The sequence below is a fragment of the Natronococcus occultus SP4 genome, from assembly GCF_000328685.1.
GTDB lineage: Archaea > Halobacteriota > Halobacteria > Halobacteriales > Natrialbaceae > Natronococcus > Natronococcus occultus.
Genome location: NC_019974.1, coordinates 1 through 19,328, shown reverse-complemented (window position 1 = coordinate 19,328; position 19,328 = coordinate 1). Strand labels below are relative to the sequence as shown.

Annotated in this window: 16 protein-coding genes; 8 read left to right on the top strand and 8 right to left on the bottom strand. The window is 65.6% G+C overall.

Annotated features, from left to right (window positions below):
- Nucleotides 1-135: 135 nt before the first annotated feature.
- Nucleotides 136-1,122: an acetamidase/formamidase family protein gene (locus NATOC_RS00075; protein ID WP_015319357.1), complete on the top strand. Its 987-nt coding sequence runs from the start codon at nucleotides 136-138 to the stop codon at nucleotides 1,120-1,122.
- A gap of 100 nt (nucleotides 1,123-1,222) precedes the next feature.
- Here NATOC_RS00075 and alaS read toward each other — a convergent pair whose 3' ends face one another.
- Together alaS and NATOC_RS00065 are read right to left on the bottom strand one after the other, a co-directional pair.
- Complete coding sequence (gene alaS / locus NATOC_RS00070) at nucleotides 1,223-4,000, bottom strand: alanine--tRNA ligase (RefSeq protein WP_015319356.1); 2,778 nt, start codon at nucleotides 3,998-4,000, stop codon at nucleotides 1,223-1,225.
- Nucleotides 4,001-4,109: 109 nt separating this feature from the next.
- Entirely contained in the window at nucleotides 4,110-5,102 is a 993-nt protein-coding gene (locus NATOC_RS00065) for a replication factor C small subunit (RefSeq protein ID WP_015319355.1), read from the bottom strand.
- A 167-nt stretch (nucleotides 5,103-5,269) separates the two neighbouring features.
- Here NATOC_RS00065 and NATOC_RS00060 point away from each other — a divergent pair, with 167 nt between their 5' ends.
- Genes NATOC_RS00060 through NATOC_RS00045 form a run of 4 tightly spaced genes read left to right on the top strand, consistent with a single transcriptional unit; the run spans nucleotide 5,270 to nucleotide 7,522 of the window.
- Nucleotides 5,270-6,364: a bactofilin family protein gene (locus tag NATOC_RS00060; RefSeq protein WP_015319354.1), complete on the top strand. Its 1,095-nt coding sequence runs from the start codon at nucleotides 5,270-5,272 to the stop codon at nucleotides 6,362-6,364.
- Nucleotides 6,365-6,418: 54 nt separating this feature from the next.
- The gene (samp2, locus tag NATOC_RS00055; RefSeq protein WP_015319353.1) at nucleotides 6,419-6,637 is read left to right on the top strand and encodes a ubiquitin-like small modifier protein SAMP2; all 219 of its coding nucleotides are present in this window, start codon (nucleotides 6,419-6,421) and stop codon (nucleotides 6,635-6,637) included.
- Nucleotides 6,638-6,695: 58 nt separating this feature from the next.
- Entirely contained in the window at nucleotides 6,696-7,103 is a 408-nt protein-coding gene (locus tag NATOC_RS00050; RefSeq protein WP_015319352.1) for a GNAT family N-acetyltransferase, read from the top strand.
- Nucleotides 7,104-7,156: 53 nt separating this feature from the next.
- Nucleotides 7,157-7,522 (top strand): hypothetical protein, encoded by a 366-nt coding sequence (locus NATOC_RS00045; RefSeq protein WP_015319351.1) that lies wholly within the window; start codon nucleotides 7,157-7,159, stop codon nucleotides 7,520-7,522.
- Between the two features lie 28 nt (nucleotides 7,523-7,550).
- On the opposite strand, the gene NATOC_RS00040 is transcribed toward NATOC_RS00045, so the two are convergent.
- Nucleotides 7,551-8,903, bottom strand: a complete 1,353-nt coding sequence (locus NATOC_RS00040; RefSeq protein ID WP_015319350.1) for a tryptophanase — start codon at nucleotides 8,901-8,903, stop codon at nucleotides 7,551-7,553.
- 211 nt (nucleotides 8,904-9,114) lie between these two features.
- Here NATOC_RS00040 and NATOC_RS00035 point away from each other — a divergent pair, with 211 nt between their 5' ends.
- Nucleotides 9,115-10,743, top strand: a complete 1,629-nt coding sequence (locus NATOC_RS00035) for a long-chain fatty acid--CoA ligase (RefSeq protein ID WP_015319349.1) — start codon at nucleotides 9,115-9,117, stop codon at nucleotides 10,741-10,743.
- A 157-nt stretch (nucleotides 10,744-10,900) separates the two neighbouring features.
- Here the strand turns inward: NATOC_RS00035 and NATOC_RS20820 are convergent, their stop codons facing one another.
- The gene (locus NATOC_RS20820; RefSeq protein ID WP_005554807.1) at nucleotides 10,901-11,047 is read right to left on the bottom strand and encodes a DUF1328 family protein; all 147 of its coding nucleotides are present in this window, start codon (nucleotides 11,045-11,047) and stop codon (nucleotides 10,901-10,903) included.
- Nucleotides 11,048-11,117: 70 nt separating this feature from the next.
- Entirely contained in the window at nucleotides 11,118-12,296 is a 1,179-nt protein-coding gene (locus NATOC_RS00030) for an aspartate kinase (RefSeq protein ID WP_015319348.1), read from the bottom strand.
- Between the two features lie 199 nt (nucleotides 12,297-12,495).
- Between NATOC_RS00030 and NATOC_RS00025 the strand changes: the two genes are divergently transcribed.
- Nucleotides 12,496-12,933 (top strand): hypothetical protein, encoded by a 438-nt coding sequence (locus NATOC_RS00025; protein ID WP_015319347.1) that lies wholly within the window; start codon nucleotides 12,496-12,498, stop codon nucleotides 12,931-12,933.
- A gap of 15 nt (nucleotides 12,934-12,948) precedes the next feature.
- Here the strand turns inward: NATOC_RS00025 and NATOC_RS22705 are convergent, their stop codons facing one another.
- Together NATOC_RS22705 and NATOC_RS00015 are read right to left on the bottom strand one after the other, a co-directional pair.
- Nucleotides 12,949-13,176, bottom strand: a complete 228-nt coding sequence (locus tag NATOC_RS22705; protein ID WP_049888607.1) for a hypothetical protein — start codon at nucleotides 13,174-13,176, stop codon at nucleotides 12,949-12,951.
- Between the two features lie 436 nt (nucleotides 13,177-13,612).
- Nucleotides 13,613-15,196 (bottom strand): DNA-directed DNA polymerase II small subunit, encoded by a 1,584-nt coding sequence (locus tag NATOC_RS00015; protein WP_015319346.1) that lies wholly within the window; start codon nucleotides 15,194-15,196, stop codon nucleotides 13,613-13,615.
- 105 nt (nucleotides 15,197-15,301) lie between these two features.
- On the opposite strand from NATOC_RS00015, the gene NATOC_RS00010 reads away from it, so the two are divergent.
- The gene (locus NATOC_RS00010; protein ID WP_015319345.1) at nucleotides 15,302-16,288 is read left to right on the top strand and encodes a S24/S26 family peptidase; all 987 of its coding nucleotides are present in this window, start codon (nucleotides 15,302-15,304) and stop codon (nucleotides 16,286-16,288) included.
- 60 nt (nucleotides 16,289-16,348) lie between these two features.
- Here NATOC_RS00010 and NATOC_RS00005 read toward each other — a convergent pair whose 3' ends face one another.
- A complete protein-coding gene (locus NATOC_RS00005; RefSeq protein WP_015319344.1) occupies nucleotides 16,349-17,992 on the bottom strand; it encodes a Cdc6/Cdc18 family protein in 1,644 nt (547 codons plus the stop codon).
- Nucleotides 17,993-19,328 lie beyond the last annotated feature (1,336 nt).

Below are 19,328 nucleotides of genomic sequence, written 5' to 3'. Positions count from 1 at the left end.
CCGCTCCGTTCCATACGCGTTCCTATGTAGCGGCTGGTTCACAGAAATAGAGATGAAATAAGCCCATGAGAATAGTTCTATTATACCCCCGGTAGCGTCTCGTTTATTTACCGGACCGTTCTACCGTGAGATGAGATGGCGAAACAACACCACGGCCACCGCGTCGACTACACGCTCAGTGACGCCGACCACAACGTCCACCACGTCTGGGACAACAGCTTAGAGCCCGCGGTCACCGTCGAGCCGGGCGACGTCGTCCGATTCGAGTGTCGGGACGCCGTCGACGGCCAGGTGACGATCGAGTGTAGCCCCGACGAGTTCGCGGACGTCAGCTTCGACCCGGTCCACCCGCTGACCGGCCCCGTCGCCGTCGAGGGTGCCGAACCGGGCGACGTCCTCGTCGTCGAGTTACTCAGCCTCCAGCACAAAGGGTGGGGGTACACCGGCTTCCTCCCCGGCGAGATGGGGCTCGGCCTGCTCCCCGAGGACTTCCCCGAGGCCGGGGTTCACGTCTGGGACCTCGAGGACGACGTGGGCCACTTCGTGAACGGGATCGAGGTACCGCTGGACCCGTTCCCGGGGACGATCGGGATCGCACCCGCCGAGGACGGCGAACACGACACGCTCCCGCCCCGTCGCGTCGGCGGCAACATGGACGTCAAACACATGACCGCGGGCTCGACGGTGTATCTCCCCGTCGAGGTCGAGGACGCCCTGTTCTCGATCGGGGACTGTCACGCCGCACAGGGTGACGGCGAGGTGTCGGTGACGGGGATCGAGGCGCCGATGTTCGTCACCGCCCGGTTCGACCTGAAAAAAGACGCCGAGATCGAACAGCCCCAGTTCGAGACCGACGGCCCGTTCACCCCGACCGGGCGCGACGAGCGGATGTACGGGACGACCGGGATCGCCGACGACCTGATGGAGGCGACGCGGCTCGCGGTGCGACACATGATCGATCACCTCCACGAGGAGCGGGGGCTCACCCGCGGGGAGGCGTACATCCTCTGTTCGGCCGCGGTCGACCTGAAAATCAACGAGGTCGTCGACGCCCCGAACTGGGTCGTCTCGGCGTACCTGCCCGAGAGCATCTTCCCGGACGAGGACGGCGACGACGACTGAGACGGATTGCTGTACCGAGTTCCCGGCGCGACCGCGATCCAGGACAGCGGTTGCGCCGGAAACGACTTCCAGCCACCCGTATGAAGCGATTCGGCGCCGATCAGGCGTCGAGGATCTGTCGAACGACGTCGGGCGCGTCCTCGAGCGCGTCCTCGAGCTCGTCGACGTTCGGACCGCCACCCTGAGCGAAGTCCGGCGGGCCGCCTCCACCGCCACCGACCTTCGCGGCGAGCTCGCCGACGACCTCGCCGGCGTTGACGCCGACGTCGTCGGGGACGGCAACGACGAACTGCGCGCCGCTCTCGCCGCTCCCTAAGATCGCGATCTTCCCCTCGTCGCTGATCGCGGTCGCGGTCGCGCGCAGCTCGTCCATGTCGGCGTCGATCCGGTCGATAACCGCCGTCGTCTCGCCGACTTCGATCTCCTCGCTGTCGCCACCGCCGCCAGCGCGGGCCGCAGCGAGCTGCTCTTTGAGGTCCTCGATCTCCTTGCCGCGGGCCTTCCACTCCTCGAAGAACCGCTCGGCGGTGTCGGGAACCTCCTCGGGGGAGACGTCGAGGACGTCGGCAGCCCCGTAGAGGGCGTCCTCGGTCTCCTGGGTCGCCTCGATCGCTGCCTCGCCGGCCGCGAACGTCAGCCGCTCGACCCCGTCCTGGACCCGCTCGCTCGAGCGGATCTTGATCGTGCCGATCTCGCCGGTGCGAGCGACGTGGGTCCCCCCGCAGGCCTGGACGTCCTCGTCGACGTGGATCAGCCGGATCTGCTCGCCCGGCGGGATTCCGCCCTGGTAGAGGTCGAACCCGTGTTCGGCCTCGGCGTCGTGGCGGTCGGGCCACTCCTGGGTCACCGGAGCGTTGTCCATCACGATCTCGTTTGCCTCCCGTTCGATCGCCTTGACGTCCTCGCGGGAGATCCGATCGTAGTGGCGCAGGTCGATCCGCGAGGAGTCGACGCCCTTCTGGGCGCCGGCCTGACGGACGTGATCGCCCAGTACCTGACGGGCCGCGTGGATGACGATGTGGGTCGCCGTGTGGTGGCGCATCAGCTGCTGGCGCCGATCGACGTCGAGGTATCCCTTCACGAACTCGCCCTTGCCCGGGTGGGCGTCGGTCCGGTGGAGAACGACGCCGTCCTCGATCTGGACGTCCTCGACCTCGACGGTGGCGTCGTCGGTCGAGAGCGTCCCGGTGTCGGCGGGCTGGCCTCCGCCCTCGGGGTAGAACATCGTCTGGTCGAGCACGACGTCGTACCCGTCCTCGCGCTCGAAGACGTCCAGCACGACCGCCTCGAACTCGGTGCGTTGCTGGTCGTCGTAGTACAGCTTCTCCGTCTCGGGGAGGTCCTCGAATCGGGCGTCGGTGTCGCTTTCGGCCTCCTCGAGGGCCTCGACGGTGTCGTGGCGCTGTGCGACCAGGCTGTAGAAGTCGTCGGGAACGTCGACCTCGGCCCCGGCCTCGGCGGCGATCTCCTCGACCATGTCGGGCTGGATGCCGTGGGAGTCGTAGAGCTCGATCAGCTCCTCGGTCGGGATGGGGGCGTCCTTCTTGGCGTACTCCGCGGCGAGGCTCTCGACTCGACGGCCGCCCCGTTCGAGGGTCTCGCGGTACTTCTCGACCTCGGTACGGACGATGTCGCGGATCGTGTCGCGGTTCTCGTACGCCAGCCGTTCGGCCTGCATGTCGACGAGTTCGTCCAGCGGCGCGTCGACGCCGACGTTGTCACAGAGCCGTTTGGTGCGGCGCAGCACCATCCGCGCGAGATACCCCGTCCCGACGTTCGAGGGGACGATCCCGTCGCCGAGCATGTACGCGAGGGTGCGACAGTGGTCGGCGATCGCGTAGATGTCCTCGAGCGGTTCCATCAGCTCGGCGAGCTCGTCGGCGTCGACCCCGAGCTCGTCGGCGATCTCCCCGCGGGCGGTCTCCATATCCTCGGCCTCGTCGATGTCCATGTGGCCCGCCAGCTTGGCGGCGCGGTGGACGAGCTCGCTCTCGTCGTCGGTGTGATCGAGGTCGGCGTTCTCCTTCAGGAACTCGATCATGTCAGGGTAGATCGCCTCGTAGACGGTCGGCGTCCCCTGGGATACCCAGGTCCACCGTTCGAGCCCGTACCCGGTGTCGACGATGTAGGTGTCCATCGGGCTGTAGCGGTTGCCGTCTTTCATCTCGTACTCGCCCTCCGGATCCTGCTCCATCGACATGAAGACGAGCGTCGCGAGCTCGACGCCCCTGTAGATGACCTCGATCGCAGGCCCGGCGTTGCCGCCACCGACCCACGGGTCCTCGATGTAGATGACCTCCTCGAGATCGACGCCCATCGAGTCGAAGAACCCATCACAGAGCTCGACGGTTCGGTCCTTCCAGTAGACCTCGCCGTGGTAGGCGTACTCGTCCTCCTCGACGTCCTCGCGCGTGTTGAACGCGTGGTGGGCCATCATCTCGAAGGCCATCGTGTGGCGGCCCGTCTTCCCGACGTTGTCGATATCCTGCATCCGGATACAGGGCTGGGAGATCGTCAGCGGGTTCGCCGGCGGCGGCGTCTCGCCGCTGGTCACCAGCGGCTGGAAGTCGTAGATCGACGCCTGGGTCAGCAAGACGTCGTCGCGCCAGCGGTTGGCCGCGACCGGGTACGGCTCGATCCGCTCGTGGTCGTGGCCCTCGAAGAAGGAGAGGAACGTCTCTCGCATCTCCTCGAGACTGTACTCCTCGTCGAATCCGGGGTTCCCGATGAAGTCGTACTCCTCACAGGGTGGCTCGCCACACGTCTCCCGTTCGTGGTCCCGCGTCCAGAACTGCGCGCCACAGGAGGGACACTCCTTGCGCTCGAACCCTTCCTCCTCGAAGTACTCGAGGCGGTACTCCTCCTCCAGTTCACTCATTACACAGTTGTTGGCCCCGCAGCGGGTAAAATAGTTCCGCAACCGTTATTCGAGGTAGATCGCCTCACGGCCCTGCTTTCGGGTGTCGACCGGATCGCAACCGTCGCGCTCAGTTCTCGTTCTCCAGCGCCAGCGAGGCCAGCATCGCCTCGAGCTGGAGCCGCTCGTTGGCCCCTTCGGTGATGCGGTAGTCGACCTCCCCCAGTCGCTCGAGCAGTCGCACCGTTGCCGTCTCAGAAATGTCGAACTGCCAGGCCGAGCGGTGGAGCTGGTCGATCACGTCTCCGCCCGCAAGCCCGCGCTCGGTCAGCAAGTCCTCGAGGGCGGCCCGGGCCGCCGTGAAGTCACCGTCGATAGCCTGGTCGACCATCGCCTCGACCTCCTCGGGGCGAGCGGTGGAGGTGATCGCGAAGACGGTCTCCTCGTCAACGACCTCGCCCATCACGGCCGCGGCCTGAAGCCCGTTGATCGCCTTGCGCATGTCGCCGTCGGCCGCGTAGATCAGGGCGTCGACGCCGTCGTCGGTGACTTCGATCCCCTCCTCCGTCGCGATCTCGCGGATCTGGGCCTCGAGGGCGTCCTCGGTGAGCTCGGTAAACCGGAAAACGGCACAGCGAGACTGGATGGGGTCGATGATCTGGCTCGAGTAGTTACACGAGAGGATAAAGCGGGTGTTGCTCGAGAACTGCTCCATCGTCCGACGGAGTGCCGACTGAGCGTCTGAGGTGAGGGCGTCAGCCTCGTCGAGGAAGATAATTCGGTGATCGTATCCACCGAAAGAAGAGCGCGCGAAGTCCTTGATCCGATCCCGGACGACGTCGATCCCGCGCTGGTCGGAGGCGTTCAGCTCGAGGAAGTTCTCGCGCCAGTCGTCGTCGTAGACCTCGCGGGCGATGGCCTGTGCGGCAGTAGTCTTTCCCGTCCCTGCAGGACCTGCAAACAGGAGGTGGGGCAGGTCGTTTTGCTCGACGTACCGCTGGAGGCGCGGCACGATGTCCTCGTGGCCCTTGATCTCGTCGAGCCGCTCCGGGCGATACTTCTCGATCCAGACCTCGGTCTTGCCGGGAGTCGGCTCCGCCGCCTCGGCGTCGGCCTCGCTCATACCCACCACGAGGGGGAGCCGCCAGATAAATCGCCCGAAGGCCGTGGCCGTTCTCAAGGCGCCAGTACGATCCCGCCGTCCGACCCGAGGACGTCCCCGAGCCGAACCCTCTCGAACTCGTGAGAGCGGGTCCCGTGTTTTTCATCCTCCACGGTGAGAGGTGCGCTATGGCGTCCGAAACGTCCGTACGGAAGCGACTCGCGATCGTCCTGCTCGTCGTCGTCCTCCTCGGCGCGGTGCCGACAGGGGTGGTCGCACAGTCCGAATCGACCGTTGGCGGGACGGCCGTCGTCGCCGAGGACGAAACGATCGACGAGCTCGAGGCCGTTGCCGGAACCGTCGTCGTCGAGGGGACGGTGACGGGCGACGTCTCGGCCGCCGGTGGGGACGTCCGAATCGCCGAGACCGGCGAGGTCGGGGGCAGCCTCGAGGGCGCCGCGGGGAGCGTGACGATCGACGGAACCGTCGACGGCGACGTCGGCGTTGGAGCCGGCAACGTCGAGGTCGGCGAGGACGCGACCGTCGGCGGGGAGTTCACCGTCGGCGCCGGCAACGCCGTCATCGACGGCGTCCTCGAGGGCGACGCGGCGATCGGCGCAGAGACGATCACGCTGGGTTCGGACGCCGAGATCGCGGGCGATCTGCGCTACGACGGCGACCTGCAGGGCAACACCGACGCCGTCGCGGGCTCGATCACCGAGGACTCGACGCTCGGGGTCGATATCGCGCCGACGCTGCAGCCACTGGCCTCCTGGCTGGCGTCGGTGTACGTCCTCGCGCTGAACCTGCTGCTGGGGGCCGCCCTGCTCGCGCTGTTCCCGCGGTTCTCGGACGGCGTCGCCGACCGTGTCTCGACCGACCCTGTGCGAACGGGACTGGTCGGACTCGGCGTGCTGGTCGGGGTGCCGATCCTGCTCGTCGCCGTCGCGATCACGATCGTCGGCATCCCGTTCTCGATCGTCGGCGGATTCGCGTTCGCCTTCGTCGTCTGGATCGGGATCGTCTACGGCCGATTTGCGGTCGCGGCCTGGCTGCTTAGCTACGCCGACCTCGAGAACCGGTGGCTGGCGCTCGTCGTTGGACTGATCGGTGGGGCCGTCCTCTCGCAGGTGCCGTACCTGGGTGGACTGGTCGACTTCCTGGTTCTCCTGCTCGGCCTGGGTGCACTGGCCTGGGGGCTGTACGCCCGGCGCCGAACCGCGAGGACGCGAGAGCCCGAACGGCGGGATCGGATCGGTCCCGACGAGCCCGCCAGCGACTGAGGAGGACACGCCAGCAGTCGACGCGCTCAAGTCCGCCCTCGAGCAAGGACGACTATGCGCGTCACCGTCGACGTCAAGGGCGAGGACAGCCACGAACTCGACCTCGAGGACGTGGCGACCGAGGCTCCCGAGCCGACCTACGCCGACCTGCTCCGGGCGGTCGGGTTGAGTCCCCACGAGGTGAGCGTGCTGGTCGAGGGCAGACCCGTTCCCGAGGACCAGCCCGTCGAGAGCGAGCGCGTGACGGTGCTGCGGCTGATCAAGGGCGGCTGATCGCCGCGATCGACGACGACCGACGGACTGTTGCCCTGCAGCGACGAACGGTCGAGCGATGCACGTTCGGACGGCAGACTCCGAGGACGCGCTTCCGGTCAGACGCATCCTCGACGCCGCGATGCTCGAGCCCGGCGACGTCGAGGGCCGGATCGGGGACGGCGACGTCCTCGTCGCCGGCGACCGACGGGGGGGAGCCGACGGAACCGACGAACGGCTTCTGGGCGCGCTCGTCCTCGAGCCCCGCGAGCGTGGCGCCCACGTCGCGGCCGTCGGCGTCCGCCGTCGCCACCGCGGTCGGGGGATCGGTCGGCGGCTGGTCGAACGCGCCCTCGAGCGCGAGCGACGGCTGACCGCGCGGTTCGACGAGGGGGTGCGGCCGTTCTACGAACGGCTCGGTTTCGAAATCGAGCCAGTTGACGACCGTCGACACCGGGGGGTCGCCGCGATCGACGGCGAGCGGTGACCCGTCCCGTGCCGGCGGAGCTTTAACACGGAGAGCGTGGTACGATCCGTCGCATGGCGCTCCAACGGATGCTCAGCGGAGACCCGGCGAAGAGTTCGAAGCTGTACATCGGGATCGGCCTCCTCTCGCTCGCGAAAGCGATCGTGGTGTACAAGGACCGCAATCGGTTCCGGCGGGAGCTGATCGACGCCGCGCTCTTTCTCGGCGTTGGAATCACGCTCCGGAAGTACAGCCAGCTCAAGGCCGAAAAACGCGAAGAGATCGAGTCGCAGATTCCCGACTGGCTGGCAAGCGCCGCCCAGTCCGAGGCCGCCAGACGGGGCGTCCGGTCGGTTGCCAAGCGCAAGCTCGGCGAGGAGTCCGAACCCGAGCCGGAGCCGACGTTCCGCGACCGCGCTCGAGCGGCCATCTCGCGGTAGCTGCGGTTTCGGTTCGTCTCTGGAACCGTCAAAGCGACGAGGACGTCGGCTCGAGCGTCGCCGTGAAGTGGCGGATCTCTTCCATCTCCGGCTCGTCGACGATCTCGAGTCCAGAGACGTCCTCGCGTCGCTCGAGGACCGCGGCGGCGGTTTCGGCGACGTGCTCTAGGTGTTCGCGGTGGTAGGTTCTGCGGGGCAGCGCCAGCCGAACTAGCTCCGGACGGTCGGCCTCGGGGAACGCGAAACTTCCCAGTTCGACCCCGCGCACGCCGCCCTCCCGGTAGAGTTCACAGACCAGCGCCTGACCGGGGAACGCCTCGGGTTCGAGGTGGGGAAGGAAGGCGCCGGCGTCGAGGTAGACCGCGTGTCCGCCCGCGGGCGTGTAGATCGGGACGCCGACCGACTCGAGGGCGTCGGCTAACTCCTGGACCTGTTCGACGCGGTCGGCGACGTAGGCCTCCTCGACTGCCTCCCGGAGACCAACGGCCATCGCCGCGATGTCCCGGCCTGCCATCCCGCCGTAGGTCGGGAACCCCTCGTAGAGGATCGCCCGCTGTTTGCACTGCTCGTACAGCGCCTCGTTGTCGGTGGCGACGAACCCGCCGGCGTTGGCGAGCCCGTCTTTCTTCCCGCTCATCACGACGGCGTCGGCCAGTCCGAGCTGTTCGCGGGCGACGTCGGCGACCGAGGCGTCGGCGAACTCCGCTTCGCGTTCGGTGACGAAGTAGGCGTTCTCGGCGAACCGACAGGCGTCGATCACGAACGTCGCGCCGATCTCGTCGGCGAACTCGCGTACACGTCGGGTGTTCTCGACGGAAACGGGCTGGCCCGCCGCGGAGTTGTTCGTGATCGTCTGGACGACGACCGGCACCCGCTCGGGACCGTACTCCTCGACGACCGCTCGGGCGCGCTCGAGCGAGGTGTTCCCCTTGAACGGCCCGTCGGCCGCGGGGTCGCGGGCGTCGTCGACCGGGCAGTCGACGGGGTCGGCACCCTGGTTTGCGATGTGGGCCCGCGTGGTGTCGAAGTGGGTGTTGTTCGGAACGACGTCGCCCTCCTCGACGAGGCTCCCGTAGAGAACGTTCTCGGCACCTCGGCCCTGGTGGGCCGGGACGACGTGCGAAAAGCCCATCACGTCGGCGACGGCGTCCTCGAGTTCGCCGAAGCTGCGCGAGCCCGCGTAGGCCTCGTCGCCCCGGAACAGCGCCGCCCATTGCTCGTCGCTCATCGCGCCCGTCCCGCTGTCGGTGAGCAGATCGACGAAGACGTCCTTCGAATCGAGGTTGAAGACGTTGTACCCGGCGTCCTCGAGGGCGCGCTCGCGTTTCGCTCTCGAGGGAAGGTGGATCTGCTCGGCGACCTTCGACTTGTATCCGACCATAGGGACCGGTACGCGGGCCGTGCAGTTCAATTCGAGTGAAAGAACGTGCTCACGAACGGGTCGGATCGATCGTCGGCGGATCGATTCGGCGTTCGGCGTCCGAAGACCGTCACCAGCGAACGAGTTCGCGGACACGGACGTTGTCTGAAACAATGTAAATTAACCATACCATAGACATACCATTATTAAGCATAGATAATAATTGTCGCATATGGCTGGCTACGACCAGACGCTGCGACCGTTCCTCTGGCGCGCCGAGCGATTGCACCCCGACCAGGAGGTCGTCTCGCGAACGCACGACGGGATCGTTCGCAACACCTACACGGAGTACGGCGACCGCACGCGACAGCTGGCGAACGCCCTCGAGGACGTCGGCGTCGAGGAGGGCGCCCGCGTGGGCACGTTCTGCTGGAACCATCACCGCCACGCGGAGGCGTACTTCGCGGTGCCAAACAGCGGCCGACAGCTCCACACGATCAACCCGCTGTTGCCGGCCGAGCACATCCAGTATATCGTCGAGAACGCCGCGGATCGGTTGCTGTTCGTCGATCCGTCGCTGCTCGAGCCCCTCGAAAACGCCTACGATCCCGACGCGTTCGAGAGCGTCGAACAGTTCGTCGTGATGGGCGAGTCGGTTCCCGAAACCGGGCTCGAGCCGATCACCGACTACGAGTCCTTTATCGGCGCCCGGACAACCGACTACGACTGGCCGGAGCTCGACGAGGACGCCCCCGCCGGTATGTGTTACACCTCTGGGACGACGGGGAAGCCGAAAGGCGTCGAGTACACCCAGCAGATGCTCTGGAGCCACACGATGATGACGCTGACTCCCCAGGGACTGGGCATCGCCGAGGACGACGTCATCATGCCGGTCGTCCCGATGTTCCACGTCAACGCGTGGGGGCTGCCGTTCTCGACAACCGCCGCAGGCGCGAAACACGTCTACCCCGGCCCCTCGCCCGACCCCGCGGACCTGGTACAGCTCATCGAGGAGGAAGGCGTCACGATCACCGCGGGCGTACCGACGGTGTGGCTCGGCGTTCTGGAGTACATCGAGGAGCACGACGCCGACCTATCCTCACTCGACCGGATCGTTATCGGCGGCAGCGCGGCGCCCAAGAGTCTGATCCGGGAGTTCGACGACCGCGGCGTCGAGGTCGTCCACGCCTGGGGGATGACCGAGATGTCCCCGCTTGGCACCGTCGCTCACCTCAAGGCCGACCTCGAGGACCTGCCCGAAGAGGAGCAGTACGAAAAGCAGGCCAAACAGGGACTGGTCGTCCCCGGCCTCGAGTTCAAGGTCGTCGACGACGACGGTGAAGAGGTCGAATGGGACGGCGAGGAGTTCGGCGAGCTCTACGTTCGTGGCCCGTGGGTCACCGACTCGTACTTCAAACGTCCCGACGCGAACGAGGCCGATTTCGAGGGGTCGTGGCTCAAGACCGGCGACATCGTCACCGTCGACGAGGACGGCTACGTAAAGATCGTCGACCGCGCGAAGGACGTGATCAAAAGCGGCGGCGAGTGGATCTCCTCGGTCGAACTCGAGAACGCCATCATGGCCCACGACGCCGTCAGCGAGGCGACGGTTATCGGCGCACCCCACGAGAAGTGGCAGGAACGGCCCGTCGCGTTCGTCGTCCCGACCGAAGCGGCAGGGATGAGCGAGGACGAACTCCACGACGAGGTCCAGTCGCTCGTCGCCGAGGACTACCCCGACTGGTGGACCCCTGACGCGGTCGTCCGCATCGACGAGGTGCCGAAGACGGCGACCGGGAAGTTCGACAAGAAGACGCTCCGCGAGGAGTACGAGACCGAAACCCTGCTCGACGACGAGTAGCGCCACAGGTCGGGCGGGGAGTCGGCGTCGGTCCGACTGACCGTTCTGGGCTCGCCAGCTCGTCCGTCCTCGACGCGGCGGGCCGTCGGCTCTCGAGTGCGGAAGCGGCGGAAAAGGGTTGGTCGTCGCGGCGATACGTGGTTAGACTCGTCGTCCGTCACAGCAGCAGCGACAGGACGGCCAGGACCAGGAACGCGAGGACGAGCCACTTCGCGATGGCCATGGACATTCCTGCGACGCCGCCCGCGCCGAGGGCCGCGGCGATCAGTGCGATGACGAAAAACACGATTGCCAGTTCTAGCATACCTCGTTCTTCGAGAGGATACTAGAAGTGCATTGAGCATGATCCTGCCAAACGGTGATGGTTCGAGCGCCTAGAAGAGCCCCTGAGTCAGCTCGAGGGTTTCCTCGCGGTCGTCCCAGTCGACGAACAGCGCGACGCTGGTCGCGCTCGTGATGATGTCGTGGACGTTGATGCGGGCTTCAGCAAGCGGGTTGACGATTTCGCCGACGATCCCCGGCTGGTTGGGGAGTTCGCCGCCGGTGACCCGAACGACCGCCAGCGACTCGTCGACGGTGACACTCGAGAGTTCGTCGCGGGCGATCACCTCACGGTGGAGGATGTTCTCGGCCCGTTCGGCGTCGTCCTCGTCGACGTAGAAGGTGACGCTGTCGAGTCCGCTGGCGACGGCGTCGACGTTGATATCGGCCTCGCTAAGGGGTTCCGAGAGGTGGTTGAACACGCCCGGCTGGTTGCGGATCGCACGACCCGCGACGGTCAGGCAGGCCAGCGGCCGCTCCCGGAGATCGACGAGGTTCTCGAACTCGCCCTCGATGCTGGTGCCGCCAGACAGCAGGTCGCCGTGCTGGTAGTGGACGACCCGAACCGACAGCGTGCCGTCCTTGTAGGAAAGTGCCGACGGCGCGACGACCTCCGCACCCCGGAAGGAGAGATTACGGAGCTCGTCGACGGAGATCTCGCCGACGTTGCGGGCGCCCTCGACGACGTTCGGGTCGCCGGTCATAACGCCCTCGACGTCGGTGACGATGACGACCTCGTCGGCGTCCATGTACTTGCCCATCATCACGGCGGTCGTGTCGCTGCCGCCGCGGCCGAGCGTCGTCACCGAGCCGTCGGGCCCCTCCGCGAGGAAGCCGGTGAGCACCGGCACCGTTTCGTCGAGCTCGGCGGCGACCTCGCGGGCGCGCCGCTGGGTCTCCGCGACGTCGACCTCGCCGTGCTCGTCGGTGACGACGGGCCAGTTGTCACTGCCGGGTTCGAGGAACACGGCGTCGACGCCCCGAGCCGTCAACGCGGCCTTGAGCATCCGGACCGAGGTCCGCTCGCCCATACTGACGATCTGGGCGCGGTCGGCCTCGTCGGTCTCGAAGGTGATCTCGTCGAGCAGTTCGTCGGTCGTCGACCCCATCGCGCTGGCGACGACGGCGATCTCGTGGCCGTCCTCGACGGCCGCGGCGATCGAGTCCGCGGCACGGTTGATCCGATCGCCGCTGCCCAGACTCGTCCCTCCGAACTTCGCTACGACGCGCATACTGACACCTCACGGTCCGATAGTAACCTGGTGGATCGACTCATGCGAGGTCGTTGCAAGGGCGGGCAGATAACTGTGTCTCATCGTCCGCATTTTTACCCCCACTGATCTCTCCCCCGCCTCGACGCGAAATGGAGCCGTTCGAGTGTGCGCGGCTTCCAACTGGATTTATGTTTGTGGGTATCATTACCACACGCCAATGAACGTACGGGACGCACTCGAGGCCGATGCTGACGCGCTTGCGGCGATCGCCGACTCCCCGACTGACGTGATGCGAAACCTGGTCCACGACCGGACGGTCCGGGTCGCCGAGGACGGCACCCACGATCCGAACGCCGACGTCTCGGAGTCCCAGTACGCCGGCTCGGATCCGGAGGATCTACTGGGCTTTATCAGCTTCGACGCCCGCGAAGACACGGTCCACGTCACCCAGCTCGACGGGACCCCCGAAGCCTGCAAGCGGCTGCTCGCCGAACCGGTCCGGTTCGCCGAGCGCGAGGGGATGGCCGTCGAGGTGCTGATCGGGACCGACGCCGAGCTGATCGAGGACGCGGCCCGGGAGCTCGGGTTCGATCGCCGCGGTTCGGGGCCGCGGTTCGACGGCGCCTCGACGGTCCGGTTTCGCCTCGAGTCCTGATCCACAGCCCGCCGTTCAGTCTCGAGCGACGACCGCGTCGGCCTCGAGGTCCAGGTACTCGAGAGCCGTCTCGAAGAACATCTCGCGAATCGTCTCGTCCGAGAAGTCCCGTTCGAGTAAGCCAGCTCGTTCCTCGCGGTAGGGAGAGGGAACGTTCGGGCCGTCCTCGCCATCGCAACCGTCGTATCCAGGGAAACGCCATCGTACTCCCGCGCGAACGCGAGGAACCGATCGACCTCGCACGTCCCCGTGTGGGCACAGCAGAGCCGGAGTTCGGGGTGCGAATCGAGCAGTTCGGCGAACACGTCCGCGCCCACGTAGGGGCTGTCCTCGAACATCGGCGCCGTCCCGCCGTAGTAGGTGATCGGCCGATCGTACTCGGCGGTGGGCTCGAGGCGCGGCTCCGCGGGGCGACACTCCTGGACCGGACAGTGGCTCTTCAGCCCGCGCGCGCCGGCGTCGAACCGGCCGAGCGGAGGACGTCCTCGATCGCTGCCGGTGTGGTAGGCAACGAGAACTCCCAGCCGGCTTGCTGGCGCAGCGACCGTCGGACAGCCACCAGCAGCCGCTCGGGGAGGACGTGGGTGTGGGCGTCGATAGCGGGACGAAATAGGGCGGATCGATCGTCGAGCGGCGGATCGGCGTCTCCGGGAGACAGAGTACGGCCAGGGGCTCGGCGTCAGCTGAACTTCTGGACGGTTACGTCGAGGGAGTCCAGATCGACGATCGGGGCGTAGCCGGCGTCAGGTTGGATATTGACGCTCTTCTGGAAGTCGGTCTGGGCCTGCCAGCAGCCGGAGTTGATCGCGAGGACGTCGTGGTACTTCCCGAAGCCGAGCTTGTGGACGTGGCCGGTGTGGAAGATGTCTGGCACCTCCTCCATGATGAGGTAATCTTTTTCCTCGGGCGCGAGCCGGGTGTGACCCCCAAACTGCGGGGCGACGTGGCGCTTTTTCAGCAGCTGGTACATCGCCCGGTGGGGATCGTCGTAGCTCGCTTTCTTCTCGGGGAGTTCGGCGATCACCTCGTCGAGGCTGACCCCGTGGTACATCAGCACCGAGACGCCCTCGATCGTGACGGTCGAGGGGTTGCTGACGATCCGAGCGTCGTGGGCTGACATGATCTCCCGGAGCTCGTCGTCGAAGCCGGGCTGGGGCTCAGCGAGCCGCACCGCGTCGTGGTTGCCAGGAATCATGACGATCTCGATGTCGCCGGGAACCTGCTTCAGGCGTTCGTTGAACACTTCGTACTGCTCGTAGATGTCGATAATATCGAGCTCCTCGTCCTGATTCGGATAGACGCCGACGCCCTCGACCATGTCGCCCGCGATCAGCAGGTACTCGACGTGTTGGGCATGGGGCGTGTGGAGCCAGTCCGCAAAGCGGTTCCAGGCCGCGCTCATGAACTCCTGGCTACCGACGTGGACGTCGCTAATCAGCGCCGCCTGCACGTGGCGGTCGGCCGTCGAGGGCTCGTGAGTCCGGGGGACGTCGGGGAAGTACATCGCGTCGACGAACGCGATCCCCGAGTCGTCCGCGAGGGTTCCCTCCATCGCCAGCACCTCGTCGTAGAGGAGCTCGTCGACCAGATCGGCGTACTCGCGGTCCTTCATTACGAGCCACGGAAAGGTTCCGGTGGCGTCCTCGAGCTCGATCAGCCAGTGGCCGCTGGCGGTCGATCGGACGTCGTTGACCAGCCCGACCATCGCGGCTTCGCTGCCTCCGGGCATCGACTGGATCGCCGTCGCGGGTCGGTGGTTGACTCGCCCGCGGAGCTTCGAGCCGAGTCGCTCGAGCCGATCCCGGAACACCGAGACGAAGTCGCCGTACTCGCCGGTCCCCGTGCTCTCGCCGGTCATATCGCCGACGATCTCGAGCGAGCGCTCGAGCGGATCCGCGGACCGACCGCTTCCGTCGTCAGTACTTTCACGCCCCGCCTCAACCCCCTTCGTTTCGACTGGAGTACCGCCATCCACCGGAGACGATAGCGCGTTTTCAGGTCCAGTTGAAATGGGGGTGTCGTCGGTCGGAGCGCTCGTCCGTTCGGCGGTTTGCCCGCCGTCGGAGGCCGGTTCGGTCCCGAGGACGGACTCGACGTGGTCGGCACGGACGACCAGCGCGTCGTCGGGCAGTCCCTCGAGGACGCGTTCGAGGGTCGCCGCCGGGTCCTCGGTCGACGCGATCCGGGTTACGGCCTCGCGTTCGGCGTTGTAGCCGCGACTCGTGAGTTCGCTGACGATCCGGGCGGGCCCCTCGAGTGGCACACGCCTCGCATTCGTGAGCGGCGTCAAAAGGGTAGCGGATGGTCGGCGTTCGCGTCGGTCCGATGAACAGAAACTTGATGGCCGGGCCCGGAATACCACGGGACGATGAGCGGCCCCGATTCCGGCGACGAGAGAACCGACGACACCGGCGAGCCACACCGCCACGACCCGAGCGAGACCCGGTCGGACGGACCCGACGAACCGGGGTCGGGAGCGAGCGACCAGCCCGGAGTCGACCGCGACTCCCGAGCCGACCGATCGGTCGTTCAACACGGCGGATCGGGCTCCGAGAGCGACGACGTCTCGATCGAGGACGACGGCGTGGTGCGCTGGTTTTTCAAAACGGACGACGACTCGGTCGTGCTGGTACGTGACGTCCTGAGCAGCGTCGCCATCGTCGCGGTGATCGGGCTCTTGCTGTTCGGAATCAGCGGCGTCTGGCCCCCGCTGGTCGCCGTCGAGAGCGGGAGCATGGAGCCGAACATGGAGGTCGGCGACCTCATCTTCGTCGTCGCCGACGACCGGTTCGTCGGTGACGGCGCCACCGGCGACACCGGCGTCGTCACTCACGAGGACGGCGAGGACCACGAGAAGTTCGGCATGGCCGGCGACGTCGTCGTCTTCGAACCCAACGGACAGGCCCATCAAACACCCGTGATACACCGCGCACACTTCTGGGTCGAGGAGGGGGAGAACTGGGTCGACACCAAGGCCGAACCGGAGTACGTCGACGGAGCGAGCTGTGATCAGCTCCAGACCTGCCCGGCCGCCCACGACGGCTTCGTCACGAAAGGCGACGCGAACCCCTACTACGACCAGTACCAGCGCGGCGGAGCGAACACCGACGTCGTCCAGCCCGACTGGATCACCGGAAAGGCGTCGTTCCGAATCCCGTGGCTCGGCTACGTCCGGCTCACGTTCGACTCGATCCTCGGCGGCGTCCTCGCGCCCCAGCCCGGGCTCGAAACCGTCGCGGGCGCGACCGGAACCGAGACACCGCTGTCGAACGTCGGCGCGGTCGGCACGGGCGCGGCGGGACTGGCCGCGACCGGAGCGGGAGCCGCGATGGCCGCGGGACGGCGTCGGCAGTAGTCGGTCGCGTCGCTCGAGTGGAAACGGAGGGGTTGGGGTGTGGAGGAGAAATTCGATCTCTCAGTTCTCGAACCGCGCCTGAACGAACGGCTGGACGTCGTCGATGTTGCTCAGCCGGGAGTCAGACAGCAAGACTGCCTCGGTCTCGTCGATCGGCACCGAGAGGCTGATCTCCTTGGTGCGGCCGTAGCGTCCCTTCGAGACGACGACCGCGTTGACGATCCCGAGCATGTCGAGTTCGCTGATGAGATCGGTCACGCGACGCTGGGTCAGGACGTCGGCGTCGATCTCCTCACAGAGCCGCTTGTAGATGTTGAAGACTTCGCCGGTGTTGATGCTGTGGACGCCGTTTTTCTCGAGCAAGATGATCGCGAAGAGGACGAGCTTCGACTGGGTGGGCAGCGTCCGAACGACTTCGACGACCCGGTCGAGCTCGATCTTGTCCTGGGCCTGGCGGACGTGTTTCTCAACGATCGTCTCGGCCTGAGATCGCTCGGCGAGTTCGCCTGCGGTCCGCAGCAGATCCAGCGCCCGGCGCGCGTCACCGTGTTCCTGGGCCGCGAAGGCCGCACACAGCGGGATCACGTCCTCGGACAGCGCGTCACCCTTGAACGCGACGTCAGACCGGTGCTGGAGGATATCCCGCAGCTGGTTGGCGTCGTACGGCGGGAAGACGATCTCCTCCTCGCCGAGGCTGGATTTGACGCGGGGATCGAGGAAGTCGGTGAACTTGAGATCGTTCGAGATGCCGATGATCGACACCCGGGAGTTCTCGAGCTCGGAGTTCATCCGCGAGAGGTTATAGAGCGTGTCGTCGCCGCTCTTTTCGACGAGCTTGTCGATCTCGTCTAGCATGATGACGACGACCCGCTCGTCGTAGTCGACGGCGTCGAAGAAGACGCTGTAGACCCGATCGGTCGGCCAGCCGGTCATCGGTACCTCCTGGAACGACTCCTTGTCCTCCTCGAGGGCGTCGATCCGGTCTTCGACTGCCTCGCGGTCGGAAAACGGCGTGGACGCGAGCGGGTGTGTCGATCCGGTGTCGTCGTCAGAGGGGGTTGACCCCTCTGTTTCGACTGGAGAACCCGTAGACTGCGGCTCGGTATCGGTCGCAAACGAAACGTCGTCCGTCGGATCGGCGTCGTCCGGAGAGCCGTCGGTCGTCTCGGAACGACCGTCCTCGTGGTACTCCTCGAGGGCCTCGAGCCGGTCCTCGAGCGCGTCGACCTTCCGATCGATCCGGGCCTCGTTTTTCTCGATGAACTTGTTCGCGAGCTGCGCGAGGACGCGGTACTGGGTGTCGGTTACCTCGCAGTTGATGTACTCGACGTCACAGGGGACGCTGTACTTCTGGGAGGTGCTCTCGAGTTCCTTGCTGACGAACTTCGCGCTCGCGGTCTTCCCGGTCCCCGTCTTTCCGTAGATCAGGATGTTCGATGGCGTCTCTCCGCGCAACGCGGCGACGAGGATCGTCGCCATCTTGTTGATCTGGTCGGTCCGATGGGGGAGTTCGTGGGGCGTGTAGGACGGACGCAGGACCTCCTTGTTCTCGAAGATCGGTTCCCCGCTGAGGAGGTCGTCGAACAGTCCCTGGCTCGGTTCCTCGTCGCCGATCGCCGTCTCCTCGAGGCTCGTCGAGAACCCGTCCGTCTCGTCGGTCTCGACGTCCTCGGTTCGTGTCGGCTCTGAGTTGTCGTCTGACATCCGTCGTTGGGATACCCCCTGGTTTCGTGTGGAGACCCGAGCCCGGAATCGGGAAGTCAGCGTTTGAACGGCCAGCGCGGCCGATTAACCGCGGCGAGAACCCGGACCGGGTCCAGTTGATGCAAACGAAATAGAGGAAGACCGCGATATTAAATTCTTCCCTTTCACTCACGTAGGATGGAATTCTTTTTGGGTGGACCGAACCGGAATCGAATCGTGGGGAGAATCGACGCTCGGTGAGCCGAACGTTCCGAAAGCCGATCTCTCGTTCAGGATGTCGTTCTCGTTCGGGCTGGGGGGCCGTAGTCGATCGCGTCCTCGGATACCGGGTCTGTCCCGCAATGGTTGGGTTGGGGATGCCAGCTTTCGACGACCGACCGACCGACGCGCCCGGGGTTCGACAAGCATGATCCTGTCTCGTGGTCGATCACTCGAAGTCATCGTGGTCGATCGTTCGAAGCAATCGTCTCGGACGGAGGCCATACGGTATGAAGGGATGTTGGAGAAAGTATAAATATATATGACAGAAAGGATGACAGTATTTAACGGAAAGGGTGAACAAGATGGCAAGAATGGGAAGTAGCATCTTGTTATATTCTGCCAATTGTGAGATGTAATTTGATGATCGTGGGACCAGTTTCGAGTGGAAACGGGGGTGAGGCGTCGCTCACACCTCCCCCACCCCTTCGTTTCAACTGGAGATCGACGAGGGGTGGGTGGGGGAGGAGGGGGCGTGAGCGTTCGGCCGATAGACGAATACCAGAGCGAGAAATCCGCTTGGACACGATTCCGAGGGTTTGAGAGTTATCGGTTGGATAGTTCGGACAGCCGTGACCGGCGACGAGATGTCAGGAACACTCTAGGAACGTTACAACAAAACTAGTAAACTCTAGCAACACTATACGCTTGGGATCTAGTACGGTTACTGTTTATAGCCTATCTACATAAAACCTCTCCTACTAGAGAACCCCCTCCCCCACCCCCCACCTTTCGACAGTTCCAGTTGAAACGAAGGGGTGGGGGGTGCTGGTAGGTTGGGTGCTGGTAGGTTACGGGTGAGTGGTACACTCCGTCCCGTCTCGAACGGTTCCTTCTCGGACGATTCCAACTCGGTACTACTCGGAAGTCCTGTCTGCCGTTCGACCGATCCGTACCGTTCGTCTCTCGGATCCACCGTCGCTTGGTTCCCGACGTCCTCACAACTGGTCCCGTCGTCTCCAACGTCGGTAGTCGTCTCGGCAAATCGTCCCGTCACAACTGGCACGTTAACTGATAACTCACATATGACCGATAACGTATGTTTGGTAAACGCTATCTTCACCCGTGTCTTTCTTTC